The organism is Rugamonas rivuli (assembly GCF_009380165.1).
GTDB lineage: Bacteria > Pseudomonadota > Gammaproteobacteria > Burkholderiales > Burkholderiaceae_D > Rugamonas > Rugamonas rivuli.
The window spans coordinates 1-14,020 of record NZ_WHUF01000004.1; the positions used below are offsets into that span (position 1 = coordinate 1).

Sequence of the window (14,020 nt, forward strand, 5' to 3'; positions counted from 1 at the left end):
GCCAACGCCGCAGCCCAGGCCGCCGCCAGTGCAGCGGCCCTGGCCGGAGCCGCCGCAGCGGCACAGGCCGCCGACGGCGCGCTGCCGGCGGCAGCGGTCAAGCCGCAAAGCCTGGCCGCCACGCTGCTCGGCAAGGCGCCGCTGACGCCCGCCAACGAATTGCCCGACCTCGATCCCAGTACGCCGCAAGCCACATTGAGCAACACCGCACGCGTGCTGACCACCGTGCTCAACACCGCCCAGGGCGGCAACGCCCAGCAGTTGGCCCTGATCGGCAAGAGCGCGCTGTTCGGCAACGCCGCGCCGGCCGCCGAGCAACTGGCGCAAAAGCTGCAGGACACCATCTCGCAAAGCGGCCTGTTCTACGAATCGCACGTCACCGAATGGGCCAAGGGCGAACGCCCCCTGACCGAGCTGATGCGCGAACCGCAGATGCAGCGCATGCTGCAAAGCGGCGAGACCGCCGCCCGCGCCGCCGCCAGCGGCCCCGACCTGAGCGCTGCGCAGCTGATCAACCAGCAGCTGCACACCCACGAACAGGGCCGGGTGCAATGGAACGGCGAAGCCTGGCCGGGCCAGCCCATGCAATGGGAAATCCGCCGCGAGCAGCGCGAAGGCCGCAAGAACGAAGGCCAGGACGGCGGCGACGGCGAACCGGAACAGATCTGGCGCAGCGGCGTGCGCTTCCGCTTCCCGATGCTGGGCGCGGTGTCGGCGGCGGTGACGCTGATCGGCGGCCAGGTGCATATCCAGGTGCAAGCCGACGACGGCGACACGGCCGACACGCTGCGCGCCTACGCCAGCCGGCTGGAGCAGGCGATGGAAGCGGCCGGCGCCCCGCTGTCCTCGCTGACCATAGCCCAGGAGTCGCCATGACCGACGAGCTGCCGCGCCGCCCGCTGCAACAGGCGGTGGCGCTGACCTACGAGAACGGCGCCCCGGCGCCCAAGGTCGTGGCCAAGGGGCGCGGGCTGGTGGCCGAGCAGATCATCGGCGTCGCGCTGGAGGCCGGCGTGTTCATCCACGAGTCCAAGGAACTTGTCTCTCTGCTCATGGACATAGATCTAGATCAACAGATTCCCCCTACGCTGTATCGGACGATTGCGGAACTATTAGCGTGGCTATATCATATTGAATCAGCGCAAAAGTCTGGCCTGCCGCTTCCAGCAGCGCCCGACACCAGCATCCCCCTTACAGAAATTTGACGCACACAGCAGCGATGTACCCACACTTTCAGGATGCGGAATTGGAAAACTGGCACGATTTTGAGGTTGAGTCACGGAAGGAGATACTCTCCCTGCTGCGCGGCATAGGCGGCAAGAATCAGCTGATCCGCATGCTGATCCACGGCGAGTCGGACGTGTGCGTGACCTCGATCCTGGAAGTGGACGACCAGCTCGACACCGTGTACCTGGATTGCTCGATCGACCGCGAGCAGAACAAGCGCATCTTGGCCTCGCGCCGGCTGTCGTTCGAAACCACGCTCGACAAGGTGCGCATCCTGTTTGCCGCCGACCGCATCGAAGCGGCGACTTTCGAAGGCAATCCGGCGTTCAAGATCGCCGTGCCGCCGACGCTGATCCGCCTGCAGCGGCGCGAGTACTACCGCATCTCCACGCCCGTCACCAACCCGGTGCGGGTATTGATCCCGCTGCCGGAGGAGCTGGGCGGCAGCACCACCTTCCCGCTGGCCGACATCAGCTGCGGCGGCATCGCCATCCTCGACAACAAGATGATCCTGGGCGACGCCATCGGCCGCAACTACCTCGATTGCAAGATCGACCTGCCGGAAATCGGCCAGGTGGCGACGTCGCTGCAGATTCGCAACTCGCTGGACCTGACGCTGCTCAACAACAAGACCAACCGCCGCCTGGGCTGCGAGTTCGTCAACATCTCGCGCGGCATGCTGTCGTACGTGCAGCGCTACATCACCAAGCTCGAACGCGAACGCAACGCCCGCATCGCCGGCCTCGGCTGACAACGGCCGCCGCCCCGGCGCTCCCATGAGCATCTGCATTTATGCCTTCCTCGGTCCGCGGACCGAGGACCTCGACGCCCGCTGCCTGCAAGCCGTCAGCGACCTGGGCTTCAAGGTACAGCTCCATCCCGAGTCGTCGTTCGCCGCGCCGCCCGCCGGTGGCGCCCTGTATCTGTCGATCCTGGAAACACCTGCCCGGCTGCAAAGGATAGCCCCGGAGCAGGCCTTGCTGGCGTGTTTCGACTACTACATTGAAAAGCGCGACAGCAAGACGCCCCGCAGCAAGGAATGGCCGCCGCGCAAGGTGAAGCAATATGGTCACGAGGTGAATAGCAGGACGGCATCGGGCCGCTCAACAGCCTCGTATTTCATGCAGGCCTTGTCGATGGCGATACTGGCGCGGGAGACTGGCGGCTGGTACTTCTGCGAGTTCGACGACCATGCGCTGAGCGGCGAGAGCGCCGTCGCCAGCGTCTTGCTGGAGCTGGAATCCGGCACCGCTCGCGCCTTCGATGATGAGGCCTATCCGTTCACGGCCTGGCCACCGCTGGTCTGGAGCCCGGAGTTTGCATGGCCGCAGCCGATCGGACGGCCAGCGCCGGCCCCGGTTGCCCAAGTCAAGCCCCGCCGGCGATGGCGCTATCGCTTTTCCATCTTCCACCTGCCGGGCATCGTGCTGCTGCTCTACTGGCTGGCGCTGGGACTAATCTCCGCGTTCACGCCTTAAACCTGCATGTTCATGATGTCGTGATAGGCCGACACCAGCTTGTTGCGCACCTGGATGGTGGCCTGGAAGTTGATGCTGGCCTTCTGCATCGAAATCATCATGTCCGACAGGCTGACGCTGTCGTCGCCCATCGCGAATTTCTTGCTCATGTCGTCGGCCTGCACCTGGCTGGTGTTGACACCGTCCAGCGCATTCTTCAGCGCGTCGGAAAACTCCACCTTGGCGGCTGGCGCCGGTTCGGTCTTGATCACCGGCGGCGTCAGCCCCGGACGCGTGGCGTGCGCCTTCAACTGAGCGATCATGGCCTGGATCTGGCTGCCGTCGATTCCACCTGTCTTCATCTTACCCTCCATCTTGTTGCTGCCGTGAAACAAATTCCCACGACAAGGCCGAGCGCGGCGTTACAATACGGCACGGCTCTATCAGAGCTGCCAGAATACCAAGAGCAAGGCCACTCCCCATGGCCGAGCAGGACCGTAAACGGCGCTCTGTTTGCCCGATTGAATTGCCCGCCAACAAGCGATAATGGCTCATCCTCTCTAGAACCTCGCACCGGAAACCAATCATCATGGCCGTAGCCGAACAAATCGACAACGACACCGCAGCCGCCGACGATGACGGTGCGGAGAAGCTACCCTTCATCCAGACGCCGATGGGCCGCAACTTCCTGCGCGCGGCCGGCGCGGCGGCCATCGTCGCCATCCTGCTCGGCCTGTGGCTGTGGAACAAGCCGCCCGACTACGGCGTGCTGTTCTCCAACTTCACCGACCGCGACGGCGGCGCCATCACGGCCGAACTGGACAAGCTCAACGTCAAACACAAGTTTTCCGAGAACGGCACCGCCATCCTGGTGCCGACCGAACAAGTGCACGATATCCGCCTGAAGCTGGCGGCCCAGGGCTTGCCCAAGGGCGGCAACGTCGGCTTCGAACTGATGGAAAACCAGAAGCTGGGCGTGTCCCAGTTCCTCGAACAGGTCAACTACCAGCGCGCGCTGGAAGGCGAGCTGGCGCGTTCGATCCAGTCGCTGGCCGCGATCGAGAACGCCCGCGTCCACCTGGCGCTGCCGAAGCCGTCCGTGTTCGTGCGCGACCAGCAAAAGCCGACCGCCTCGGTGATCGTCACGCTGCACCCCAACCGCATGCTCGACCCCGGCCAGACCGCCGCCATCGTCCACCTGGTGGCCTCCAGCGTTCCCGAGCTGCTGCCGGCCAACGTCACCGTGCTCGACCAGGCCGGCAACCTGATTTCCGACCAGACCAAGAACGGCAGCTCCGGCCTCAACGCCAAGAACATGGACGAGACCCAGCTCAAGTATGTCAAGGACATGCAGCTGCAAGTCATCAAGCAGGTCGAATCGATCATCATCCCCATCGTCGGCGAAGGCAATGTGCGCGCCGAGGCCACGGCCGACGTCGACTTCGCCCAGATCGAGCAAGCCGCCGAAACCTACAAGCCGAACTCGCCACCGGCCGCCTCGGCCATCCGCAGCCAGCAGAGCAGCGAAACCAACGGCAACAACGGCACCACCAATCCGGGCGGCATCCCTGGCGCGCTGTCGAACCAGCCGCCGGGCACGGCCACCGCGCCGCTGACCCAGACCGCCGGCTCGCCGACCGGCACCGCGCCGGCGCCGGGCACGCCGCCGGGCGCGGCCGCGACCACCGGCACCACCGGCCCCAACCACAAGGAATCGACCACCAACTACGAAGTCGACAAGACCGTGCGCTACGAGCAGCGCGGCATGGGCGGCCTGCGCCGCATGACGGTGGCGGTGGTGGTCAATTACAAACGCATCGTCGGCAAGGATGGCAAAGTCACCATCAAGGCCTATACTCCTGAAGAGATGGCCAAGATTAACGACCTGGTCAAGCAGGCCATGGGCTACAACCAGGACCGCGGCGACGCCGTCAGCGTCGCCAATTCGCCGTTCGACGGCGTCGACAAACCGTTCGAACCGCCGCCGGAGTGGTGGCGCGATCCGGCCAACTTGCCGATGGCCAAGGATCTGGCGAAGTTCCTGATCACCGCGCTGATCCTGCTGTACATCGTGCTGCGCATCGTCAAGCCGATGATGCGTCCTGTGTTCAAGAAGATCGACGAGATCAACGCACCGGAGCCGGAACCGGAAGAGCCGGAGGAAGTGGTCGAGGAAGGCCCGGACGAGGCCCTCATCGCCGAAGAAGAATTGCGCAAGATGGAAGAAAACACCGTGCGCTCTTACCGCGAAAATCTGGCCATGGCCAAGAAACTGGCCACCGAAGATCCGCGCATCGTTGCCAACGTGATCAAAGAATGGATAGGCGCAAATGACTGAGAATACCGGACTGCAAAAGGCCGCCATCCTGATGCTGGCCATGGGCGAGAGCGAGGCCGCCGAGGTGATGAAGTTCCTCGGCCCGCGCGAAGTGCTCAAGCTGGGCGCCGCCATGGCGACCATGAAGAACGTTCCCCACGAGGAAGTGGTGGGCACGCTGGACAACTTCCGCGACATGGTCGCGGCCGCCTCCACCGTGGGCCTGGACTCGGACGAGTACATCCGCCAGGTGCTGACCAAGGCGCTGGGCGACGACAAGGCCTCGGTGCTGCTGTCGCGCATTCTGGGCGGCAAGGACGCCTCCGGCATCGAATCGCTGAAGTGGATGGATTCGCAATCCGTCGCCGAGCTGATCCGCAACGAACACCCGCAGATCATCGCCACCATCCTGGTCCACCTGGAGCGCGACCAGGCTTGCGAAATCCTCGGCCACTTCACCGACCGCCTGCGCAACGACGTGGTGCTGCGCATCGCCACGCTGGACGGCGTGCAGCCGGCCGCGCTGCGCGAGCTGAACGACGTGCTGACCAAGCTGTTGTCGGGCAACGAGAACATCAAGAAATCGTCGCTGGGCGGCGTGCGCGCGGCGGCCGAGATCCTCAACTTCATGTCGGGCGAGCAGGAAGGTTCGGTGATGGACAACATCAAGAACTACGACAACGACATGGCGCAGAAGATCATGGACGAGATGTTCGTGTTCGACAACCTGATCGACATCGACGACCGCGGCATCCAGCTGCTGCTGCGCGAAGTGCAGTCGGAAATGCTGATCATCGCGCTGAAAGGCGCATCCCAGGAATTGCGCGACAAGATCTTCAAGAATATGTCGGCCCGTGCTTCGGAAATGATGCGCGAAGACCTGGAATCGAAAGGTCCCGTGCGCCTGTCCGAAGTGGAAACCCAGCAGAAGCAGATCCTGCAAATCGTCCGCCGCCTGGCCGACGAAGGCCAGATCGTGCTCGGCGGTAAAGGTGAGGATTCCTTCGTCTAATGTCTCTGCTACCAAAAGAACAGCAGTCGGCGTTCCAGCGCTGGGAGATGACCTCGTTTGGCGACGAGCGTCCCCGCGTGATCGCGCAACGCGAAGCCGAACAGCGCGAGCGCGACGCAGAACAGGCCCGGCTGGACGCCGAGCAGCGCGTGCAGGATGCGTTGATGGAACAGCAGGAAGCGCTGGAAATGGGCCCGCCCCTGCCGCCGCCGATGGAATACCCCACCGTGGAAGAACTGGAGGCGATCCGCGAGGAAGCGCGCCAGGACGGCTACCAGGAAGGCCACGCGGCCGGCCATGCCGACGCCATCGAAGCCGGCAAGCTGGTGACGGCCGAGGAGCTGGGGCACCTGCGCAGCCTCGCCGCCAACTTCACCAACTCGCTGCACGACGCCGACCAGCTGATCGCCAACGACGTGCTGGAACTGGCCCTGCAACTGGCCAAGGGCATGTTGAAAAACGCGCTGCAGGTCAAACCGGAGCTGGTCCTGCCCATCGTGCGCGAAGCCATCGAATACCTGCCGGTGCTGCAACAGCCGGCGCTGCTGGTGCTGCATCCCGACGACGCCGCCGTGGTGCGCGCCGGCATCGGCGAGGAACTGGACAAGGGCGGCTGGCGCGTGGTCGAAGATCCGCAAGTCGGCCGTGGCGGCTGCAAAGTCGATACCGCCAGCAACCAGATCGACGCCACCGCCGCCGCGCGCTGGCAGCGCCTGAGCCACGCGCTCGGCAAAGAAGTGGACTGGCTGGCCTGATATGGACGCCGTCCCCGCCCCTGCCGCCTCCCCTGCTGCTGCGCCCGCCAGCCCGCACGCCGGCCGCTGGAAATCCTATCTGCACGACTGTGGCGCGCTGGTCGGCTTCGTCGAACCGATGCAAGTGTCGGGCCGCGTCACGCGCGTGGCCGGGCTGGTGATGGAAGCGGTCGGCCTACGGCTGGCCGTGGGCGCCGCCTGCACCGTGCCGCTGCCGTCCGGCGGCAAGATCGAGGCCGAAGTGGTCGGCTTCGAGGGCGACAAACTGTTCCTGATGCCGCAGAGCGACGTCGAAGGCGTGGTGCCGGGCACCCGCGTGTTCCCGGTCGAGCCGGCGATACCCCGCCCCGGCAGCGTCACCCATCCGCGCCGCCGCCCCAGCGACCGCGCGCGCCACCTGCCGGTCGGCCCCGAGTTGCTGGGCCGCGTGCTGGACGGCGCCGGCCGCCCGCTCGACAGCCTGGGCCCGCTGCACGCCTCCGACAGCGCGCCGATCAACACCCGCCCCGCCAACCCGCTGGGCCGCGCGCCGATCACCGAAACGCTGGACGTCGGCGTGCGTTCGATCAACGCCATGCTGACCGTCGGCCGTGGCCAGCGCATGGGCCTGTTCGCCGGCTCGGGCGTCGGCAAGTCCGTGCTGCTGGGCATGATGGCGCGCTACACCGAGGCCGATGTCATCGTGGTCGGCCTGATCGGCGAACGGGGCCGCGAAGTAAAAGAGTTCATCGAACAGATCCTCGGCGAGGAAGGCCTGGCCCGTTCCGTCGTCGTGGCGGCCCCGGCCGATACGCCGCCGCTGATGCGCCTGCAGGGCGCGGCCTACGCCACCGCCATCGCCGAACACTTCCGCGACCAGGGCCAGAACGTGCTGCTGATCATGGATTCGCTGACCCGCTACGCCATGGCGCAACGCGAGATCGCGCTGGCCATCGGCGAACCGCCGGCCACCAAGGGCTATCCGCCGTCGGTGTTCGCCAAGCTGCCGATCCTGGTCGAGCGCGCCGGCAACGGCGAAATGGGCGGCGGCTCGATCACCGCCTTCTACACCGTGCTGACCGAGGGCGACGATCAACAAGACCCGATCGCCGACTCCGCGCGCGCCATCCTCGACGGCCACATCGTGCTCAACCGCCGCCTGGCCGAGGCCGGCCACTACCCCGCCATCGACATCGAACAGTCGATCAGCCGGGCCATGCACTCGATCACCTCGCCCGAGCACCAGACCAAATCCCGCCATTTGAAGCAATTGTTCTCGCGTTACGAGCGCAGCCGCGACCTGATCAGCGTCGGCGCCTATGCGCCGGGCAGCGATCCGGTGCTCGACCAGGCCATCCAATTGCATGACCGGATAGAGAATTTCCTCCAGCAGCAAATCAGCGAGCGCGTGACCATGGGCGAGAGCTTGGGCCAACTTACCTCTCTATTCGACTGATTGCCGCCGACATCGGCCCCCTATAATTGACCCATCATGGCTTCCAAAGCGCAACTTGAAACACTGATGGACCTGGCGCGGCGGGAAACCGACGATGCCGCCAAGCGGCTCGGCGCCGCCCTGAAAGCGGTCGACGAGGCCAAGCAGAAGCACCAGATGCTGGTCGGCTATCGCGACGAGTATGCGAAACGCTTCGAGGCGGCGCAGGCGGCCGGCATCACGCCCATGGCTTACCGCAACTTCCAGGCTTTCATGGAAAAGCTGGAAGTGGCGGTCAAAGGCCAGCTGGACATGATCAAGCACGCCGAGTACCGCAGCGGGCAGGAAAAGGTCGCCTGGCAGGCCAGCGAGCGCAAGCGCATGTCCTACTCCACCCTGAACGACAGGGCGGCGGCCGAAGCGCTCAAGCTGGAAAACAAGCGCGACCAGAAGCAGATGGACGAACACGCAGCACGGCAGGCGTATTACAAACGCTGACCTATTGAGAAGCAACCAACCGACACGGCGCGATCATGCAAACCCAGAATCTTCAAATTCCTACCCTGACCGCCAACACCGTGGCGGCCCCCAAGGTCAACCTGAATCTGAACGCCGGCGGCGACAACAACGCCTTCCAGCGCGCCCTGTCACGCGAGATGGACCAGCGCCAGGCCGGCCCGGCCGCCGGCAATGCCGGCAGCAATATCGGCGCCAAGGCCCCGGAGCGCCCGGCCGCGTCGCGCCCATCCGCGCCCAAGCAAACGGAACAAGCCAAGCCGGCCCAGGCGAAAAACCAGCAAGCCGACGCGGCTGACAACAACCAGGCCGTCGCCAAAAACGACACCCAGGCCGCGCCAGCCGCCCCTGCCCCGGCCAAGAGCGCCGACCAGGACAGCAGCGCCAGCGCCGACCAGGCCGCCGATAGCGCCGCCAGCGACGCCCAGGCCGCAGCGCAAGCCGATCCGGTCGCCGACATGCTGGCCCTGGTGGCCGCCTTCAACCAGCCGGTGGCGCCAGCGAGCGCCCCAGTCGCCAGCCCGACCGATGCCTCGGCCGCCAGCGCAGCCGCCGGCGCGGTCAGTGCTGCCGCCCTGGCCGCCGATGCGGCAGCCGCCGATGCGGCAGCCGCCGCAGCGGCCGCAGCTGCATCCGCCGCCGCCAGCGCCGCCGCCGCGACCGACGATGCCGCCACCGCCGTCGACGCCAAGGCCAGCGCCGCTCCGCAAGCCGCCGCCATGCTGGATGCCGACACCCTGAAAACAGCCCAGGCCGGCGACGACGCCAATGCCGCCGCCGACTTCAAGGCCGCCCTGAACCAGGCCGGCACGGCCGCACATACCGCCGCCGATGCGGCCGCAGCAGCCGCCAAGGCCGCCGCCTCGGCCAGCACCACGGCCAATTCCTCGGCCGCCACCATCACTGCGGCGGGCGGCAAGCAAGCACCGATCGAAACCAAGCCGGTCAGCGCCGTGCCGGAAGGCCCGGTCATCGACACCCTATCCGACACCACCGACGCCGCCCCGGCCGCGCCGGCCGAACCAACCGCGCCGATCAAGGCCGGCCCCGGCGTGGAAAACCACGACCAGGTAGCCCGCGCCCCGCGCCAGTCCGATCCATTGCAAGCGGTGTTCACGCCGAAATCCACCCAGCCGACCGAAGCGGCGCCGGTGCTGAAGGAAGCCGCGCCGGCCATCACCATCGCGCCCGCCGCGCAATCGGCGCTGGAGGCGGCCAAGGCGGCCGTCACCGCCGTGCCGACGGACAAGCTCAGCAGCCGCGTCGGCACCCAGGCCTGGGACCAGCAACTGGGCCAGAAAATCATCTTCATGGCCGCCGGCGGCGAGCAAAGCGCCACCATGGAATTGAATCCCCCCGACCTCGGCCCGCTGCAGGTCGTGCTGAGCGTGAACAAGGACCAGGCCACCGCCGCCTTCAGCTCGGCCACGCCGGAAGTACGCCAGGCGCTGGAAGCGGCCATGCCCAAGCTGCGCGAAATGATGAGCGAAGCCGGCATCCAGCTGGGCAACGCCACCGTCTCGGCCGGCATGTCGGACCAGAACAACGGCTTTAACCAGCAGGCCGCCGCCTCGGCGCAGAACGGCGGCGGCCAGCGCGGCGGCAGCCGTTCGGGCGACCGTTTCGGCAACGACAGCGGCAGCGCCGAGGTGGTGCGCAGCGCCCCGCCGGCGCGCCGCGCGCCGGCCGGCGCGGTCGACACCTTCGCCTGATCCCGGCCTTGAAGCGGCCAAAACCGGGAGCGGCGACACTGCCTTCCCGGTTTTGTTGTTTGTTTCACCATGGAAACGTCGAGCAGCCACAGGATCGCCCTTCTTTTCGGCGTATGCTATGTCGCAGTCGCAACCGATAATGACATAATGGCGTCATGATCCACTTCCGCACCACGCAAGGGCTATTTTGAAAGCGAATCCAAAAATGAAAGCCGATCAGAAAGTTGAAGCAGCGCCCGGCGGTGGCGGCAGCAAAAAACTGATCATCATCATCCTCGCGGTGGTCCTGCTTCTGGGCGGGATCGGTGGCGGCGCGGCCTGGTTCTTCCTGCACGGCAAAGGCGACGCCGCCGAGGAAGAGGCGCCGGCCAAGAACAAGCACAAGAACGCCAAGAAGGCCAAGGCCGGTCCGCCGGAATACGTGCCGGTCGAACCGTTCACGGTCAACCTGCAACCGGGCGACAGCGGCGCCGACCAGTACCTGCAACTGGCGTTCACGCTGGAAGTGGGCGGCCTGGAAGAAAAGGAAAACGTCAAAAACAATATGGCCAAGGTGCGCAGCCGCATGCTGCTGCTGCTGTCGAGCAAGCGCGCGACGGACATCAATACGCCGGACGGCAAGATCCAGCTGGCCAAGGAAATCATCGCCCAGCTCAAAGAACCCTTCGAGGACCGCGGCTCGCCGCAGGACATCGAAGATGTGCTGTTCACTTCGTTTATCATTCAGTAAGTAGATCGTCATGGCTGATAATTTTCTCTCCCAGGAAGAAGTCGATGCCCTTCTGAAGGGCGTCAACGGCGACCAGGACGACGTCCAGGCGCAGGAAGATGTCGCGGGAGTACGAACATATAACCTGGCCACCCAGGAACGTATCGTCCGTGGGCGTATGCCGACGCTGGAAATTATCAACGAGCGCTTCGCCCGCCTGTTGCGCGTCGGCCTGTTTAACTTCCTGCGCCGCAGCGCCGAGGTGTCGGTCGGGTCGGTGCGGGTCTCCAAGTATTCCGAGTTCATCCGCAACCTGGTGGTGCCGACCAACCTCAACCTGGTGCACATGAAGCCGCTGCGCGGCACCGCGCTGATGGTGTTCGATCCGGGCCTGGTGTTCCTGCTGGTGGACAATCTGTTCGGCGGCGACGGCCGCTTCCACACCCGCGTCGAGGGCCGCGACTTTACCCAGACCGAGCAGCGCATCATCCTGCGCATCCTGGACATCGTGTTCGAGGCCTACACCAAGTCGTGGGAACCGGTGTATCCGGTCGAGTTCGAATACATCCGCTCGGAAATGAATACGCAGTTCGCCAACATCGCCACCCCGAACGAGGTGGTGGTGGCGTCGACCTTCACGGTGGAGCTGGGCTCGGTATCCGGCCAGATCCACTTCTGCATGCCGTACTCGATGATCGAGCCGATCCGCGATTCGTTGACCTCCAGCCTGCAGGGCGAGGCGCTGGAAGTGGACAAGCGCTGGATCCGCCTGATGACGCAGCAGATCCAGATCGCCGAGGTGGAAATCGTCGCCTCGCTGGGCACGGCCAAGGTCAATTTCGACGAGATCCTCAACATGCGCGTGGGCGACATCATCCCGCTGACCATCCCGGAACTGCTGTCGGCCACCGTCGACGGCGTGCCGGTCATGGATTGCAGCTACGGCGTGATGAACGGACAATACGCATTGAAGGTAGAGAAACTGCTGGCCAATGCCGATAACATCAAATAACACCGGCGCAACCGCCGCCGGCGACCGCAATACAGGAGAGAAGCATGTCGGATAATCAAGACGATACGATGGACGACGACCCATGGGGCGCGGCGATCGCCGAGCAAGCCCAGGCCGAAGCGGCCGCGCTGGAAAAACAGCAGGCCCAGACGGCCAGCGCCGCCGTGTTCACGGATTTTTCCAGCACGCCGAGCAAGACCGAAACCCATAACGATATCGACTTCATCCTCGATATCCCGGTACAGCTGACGGTCGAACTGGGCCGCACCAAGATCGCCATCAAGAACCTGCTGCAATTGGCGCAGGGCTCGGTGGTGGAACTCGACGGCCTGGCCGGCGAACCGATGGACGTGCTGGTCAACGGCTGCCTGATCGCCCAGGGCGAGGTGGTGGTGGTGAACGACAAGTTCGGTATCCGCCTGACCGACATCATCACGCCTTCCGAACGTATCCGAAAATTGAATAAATGAAGCACGGACTGAGCTCAACCCTGATCCTCGCGGCGGCCTTGGCCGCCGCGCCTGCAATGGCCCAACGCAGCGTGTCGGGCACCATCGGCGGCCAGCATGCGGCCAGCGCACCGGCCGCAGCCCCGGCAGCTACGCCCGCGATCACGCCCGCCACCGAACCCGCCGCAGCGGCTGCTACGACGGCTACCACCGCACCGGAGGCCAGCGCCCCGGCCGCTGTGGCCGCCAGCCCCGCAGCGGCAGCGGCGCCCGCCGGCCCGCTGGCGATGACCATCCCCACGCCGCAGCCATCGGCGGCCTCGGCCGGCGGCGGCCTGCTGCAAACCACCTTCGCGCTGATGTTCGTGCTGGCCCTGCTGGTCGGCCTGGCCTGGTTCCTGAAGCGCTACGGCCCGAAGGGCCTGTCCGGCGGCAACAGCAACGTCAAGCTGGTCGGCGCGCTGAACGTCGGCGCGCGCGAGCGCATCTTGGTGGTCGAAGTGGGCGAGCAATGGATCGTGGTCGGCGCCTCGCCGGGCCGCATGAACGCGCTGGCCACCATGCCGCGCCAGGAGAGCAGCGAACCTGCCGCCTCGGCCACGCTGCCGACGGCCAATTTCGCCGAATGGTTCAAACAAACGATCGACAAGCGCAATGGCAAATAAGCAGGCCGGTATTTCCCCCTCCTCCGTCGTCAAATCCCTGTTGATGCTGGCCGCGCTGGCGCTGCCGCTCGCGGCCGGCGCCGACTCCAGCATCGGCATCCCGGCCTTCAACGCCGCGCCGGCGCCGGGCGGCGGCACCAGCTACACGCTGCCGATCCAGACCATGCTGCTGATGACGGCGCTGACCTTCATCCCGGCCGCGCTGTTGCTGATGACCAGTTTTACCCGCATCATCATCGTGCTGTCGCTGCTGCGCCAGGCGCTGGGCACGCAGTCGGCCCCGCCCAACCAGGTGATGGTCGGGCTGGCGCTGTTCCTGACGCTGTTCGTCATGGGCCCGACTTTCGACAAGATCTACACCGAAGCCTATCTGCCGCTGCAGGAAAACAAGATCAACATGAGCGCGGCCATGGACAAGGGTGTCGCGCCATTAAAAACTTTCATGATGAAGCAAACCCGGCAGGCCGACCTGGCCTTGTTCGTCAAATTGTCGCGCAGCCCCGCGCTGCAAGGGCCGGAAGACGTGCCGCTGCGCATCCTGGTGCCGGCCTTCGTCACCAGCGAGCTGAAAACCGCGTTCCAGATCGGCTTCGCCATCTTCATTCCATTTCTGATTATCGACATGGTGGTCGCCTCTGTACTGATGTCGATGGGGATGATGATGATGTCGCCGGCCGTGATCTCGCTGCCGTTCAAGCTGATGCTGTTCGTGCTGGTGGATGGCTGGCAACTGCTGCTCGGTTCGCTGGCCCAGAGTTTTTACTAGGAGACGGCC

The 14,020-nt window shown here is 65.4% G+C and carries 16 protein-coding genes; 15 read left to right on the top strand and 1 reads right to left on the bottom strand.

Translation table 11 applies throughout. From position 1 onward, the window contains the following. From fliK to GEV01_RS15060, 4 genes are all read left to right on the top strand, one after another. Positions 1-876 (top strand): flagellar hook-length control protein FliK (gene fliK / locus GEV01_RS15045; protein WP_175023075.1); only part of this gene is annotated, 876 nt, incomplete at its 5' end. Beyond that, positions 873-1,205: an EscU/YscU/HrcU family type III secretion system export apparatus switch protein gene (locus tag GEV01_RS15050; RefSeq protein ID WP_008451328.1), complete on the top strand. Its 333-nt coding sequence runs from the start codon at positions 873-875 to the stop codon at positions 1,203-1,205. The genes fliK and GEV01_RS15050, both read left to right, overlap by 4 nt. A 14-nt stretch (positions 1,206-1,219) precedes the next feature. After that, positions 1,220-1,978, top strand: coding sequence for a flagellar brake protein (locus GEV01_RS15055; protein WP_152805780.1), 759 nt, complete (start codon positions 1,220-1,222; stop codon positions 1,976-1,978). A 25-nt stretch (positions 1,979-2,003) separates the two neighbouring features. Continuing rightward, the gene (locus GEV01_RS15060) at positions 2,004-2,705 is read left to right on the top strand and encodes a hypothetical protein (RefSeq protein ID WP_152805783.1); all 702 of its coding nucleotides are present in this window, start codon (positions 2,004-2,006) and stop codon (positions 2,703-2,705) included. Here GEV01_RS15060 and fliE read toward each other — a convergent pair. After that, complete coding sequence (gene fliE / locus GEV01_RS15065) at positions 2,702-3,046, bottom strand: flagellar hook-basal body complex protein FliE (RefSeq protein ID WP_008451334.1); 345 nt, start codon at positions 3,044-3,046, stop codon at positions 2,702-2,704. The two genes, GEV01_RS15060 and fliE, sit on opposite strands and share 4 nt — an antisense overlap. A 227-nt stretch (positions 3,047-3,273) precedes the next feature. Between fliE and fliF the strand changes: the two genes are divergently transcribed. The 11 genes from fliF to fliP all read left to right on the top strand — a co-directional run bounded on the left by fliF (position 3,274) and on the right by fliP (position 14,011). Beyond that, positions 3,274-5,022, top strand: coding sequence for a flagellar basal-body MS-ring/collar protein FliF (gene fliF, locus GEV01_RS15070; RefSeq protein ID WP_152805786.1), 1,749 nt, complete (start codon positions 3,274-3,276; stop codon positions 5,020-5,022). After that, positions 5,015-6,013, top strand: coding sequence for a flagellar motor switch protein FliG (gene fliG, locus GEV01_RS15075; RefSeq protein WP_008451337.1), 999 nt, complete (start codon positions 5,015-5,017; stop codon positions 6,011-6,013). Before fliF ends, fliG begins: the two co-directional genes overlap by 8 nt. Further along, positions 6,013-6,768, top strand: coding sequence for a flagellar assembly protein FliH (locus tag GEV01_RS15080; RefSeq protein ID WP_152805790.1), 756 nt, complete (start codon positions 6,013-6,015; stop codon positions 6,766-6,768). Before fliG ends, GEV01_RS15080 begins: the two co-directional genes overlap by 1 nt. A gap of 1 nt (position 6,769) precedes the next feature. Then, the gene (fliI, locus tag GEV01_RS15085; RefSeq protein WP_152805793.1) at positions 6,770-8,203 is read left to right on the top strand and encodes a flagellar protein export ATPase FliI; all 1,434 of its coding nucleotides are present in this window, start codon (positions 6,770-6,772) and stop codon (positions 8,201-8,203) included. A 36-nt stretch (positions 8,204-8,239) separates the two neighbouring features. Beyond that, positions 8,240-8,680, top strand: a complete 441-nt coding sequence (gene fliJ / locus GEV01_RS15090; RefSeq protein WP_008451343.1) for a flagellar export protein FliJ — start codon at positions 8,240-8,242, stop codon at positions 8,678-8,680. 35 nt (positions 8,681-8,715) lie between these two features. After that, entirely contained in the window at positions 8,716-10,410 is a 1,695-nt protein-coding gene (locus tag GEV01_RS15095) for a flagellar hook-length control protein FliK (protein WP_235914384.1), read from the top strand. Between the two features lie 205 nt (positions 10,411-10,615). Then, positions 10,616-11,140: a flagellar basal body-associated protein FliL gene (fliL, locus tag GEV01_RS15100; protein WP_152805796.1), complete on the top strand. Its 525-nt coding sequence runs from the start codon at positions 10,616-10,618 to the stop codon at positions 11,138-11,140. Between the two features lie 10 nt (positions 11,141-11,150). Beyond that, positions 11,151-12,131: a flagellar motor switch protein FliM gene (gene fliM / locus GEV01_RS15105; protein ID WP_008451348.1), complete on the top strand. Its 981-nt coding sequence runs from the start codon at positions 11,151-11,153 to the stop codon at positions 12,129-12,131. A 44-nt stretch (positions 12,132-12,175) separates the two neighbouring features. Continuing rightward, positions 12,176-12,601 carry a flagellar motor switch protein FliN gene (fliN, locus tag GEV01_RS15110; RefSeq protein WP_008451351.1) on the top strand — a complete coding sequence of 142 codons (426 nt, stop codon included), beginning with the start codon at positions 12,176-12,178 and terminating at the stop codon, positions 12,599-12,601. After that, positions 12,598-13,245, top strand: a complete 648-nt coding sequence (fliO, locus tag GEV01_RS15115; protein WP_152805800.1) for a flagellar biosynthetic protein FliO — start codon at positions 12,598-12,600, stop codon at positions 13,243-13,245. The genes fliN and fliO overlap by 4 nt, the downstream gene beginning before the upstream one ends. Next, a complete protein-coding gene (fliP, locus tag GEV01_RS15120) occupies positions 13,235-14,011 on the top strand; it encodes a flagellar type III secretion system pore protein FliP (protein WP_152805803.1) in 777 nt (258 codons plus the stop codon). Before fliO ends, fliP begins: the two co-directional genes overlap by 11 nt. The last annotated feature ends 9 nt before the right edge of the window (positions 14,012-14,020 follow it).

What these genes read in the sequence shown, in the direction of transcription:
- fliG (WP_008451337.1), top strand. Translation starts at nt 5,015, where the DNA reads ATGACTGAGAATACCGGACTGCAAAAGGCCGCCATCCTGATGCTGGCC.
- fliP (WP_152805803.1), top strand. Translation starts at nt 13,235, where the DNA reads ATGGCAAATAAGCAGGCCGGTATTTCCCCCTCCTCCGTCGTCAAATCC.
- fliL (WP_152805796.1), top strand. Translation starts at nt 10,616, where the DNA reads ATGAAAGCCGATCAGAAAGTTGAAGCAGCGCCCGGCGGTGGCGGCAGC.
- fliF (WP_152805786.1), top strand. Translation starts at nt 3,274, where the DNA reads ATGGCCGTAGCCGAACAAATCGACAACGACACCGCAGCCGCCGACGAT.
- fliO (WP_152805800.1), top strand. Translation starts at nt 12,598, where the DNA reads ATGAAGCACGGACTGAGCTCAACCCTGATCCTCGCGGCGGCCTTGGCC.
- fliE (WP_008451334.1), bottom strand. Translation starts at nt 3,046, where the DNA reads ATGAAGACAGGTGGAATCGACGGCAGCCAGATCCAGGCCATGATCGCT.
- GEV01_RS15095 (WP_235914384.1), top strand. Translation starts at nt 8,716, where the DNA reads ATGCAAACCCAGAATCTTCAAATTCCTACCCTGACCGCCAACACCGTG.
- GEV01_RS15050 (WP_008451328.1), top strand. Translation starts at nt 873, where the DNA reads ATGACCGACGAGCTGCCGCGCCGCCCGCTGCAACAGGCGGTGGCGCTG.
- GEV01_RS15080 (WP_152805790.1), top strand. Translation starts at nt 6,013, where the DNA reads ATGTCTCTGCTACCAAAAGAACAGCAGTCGGCGTTCCAGCGCTGGGAG.
- GEV01_RS15060 (WP_152805783.1), top strand. Translation starts at nt 2,004, where the DNA reads ATGAGCATCTGCATTTATGCCTTCCTCGGTCCGCGGACCGAGGACCTC.
- fliJ (WP_008451343.1), top strand. Translation starts at nt 8,240, where the DNA reads ATGGCTTCCAAAGCGCAACTTGAAACACTGATGGACCTGGCGCGGCGG.
- fliM (WP_008451348.1), top strand. Translation starts at nt 11,151, where the DNA reads ATGGCTGATAATTTTCTCTCCCAGGAAGAAGTCGATGCCCTTCTGAAG.
- GEV01_RS15055 (WP_152805780.1), top strand. Translation starts at nt 1,220, where the DNA reads ATGTACCCACACTTTCAGGATGCGGAATTGGAAAACTGGCACGATTTT.
- fliI (WP_152805793.1), top strand. Translation starts at nt 6,770, where the DNA reads ATGGACGCCGTCCCCGCCCCTGCCGCCTCCCCTGCTGCTGCGCCCGCC.
- fliN (WP_008451351.1), top strand. Translation starts at nt 12,176, where the DNA reads ATGTCGGATAATCAAGACGATACGATGGACGACGACCCATGGGGCGCG.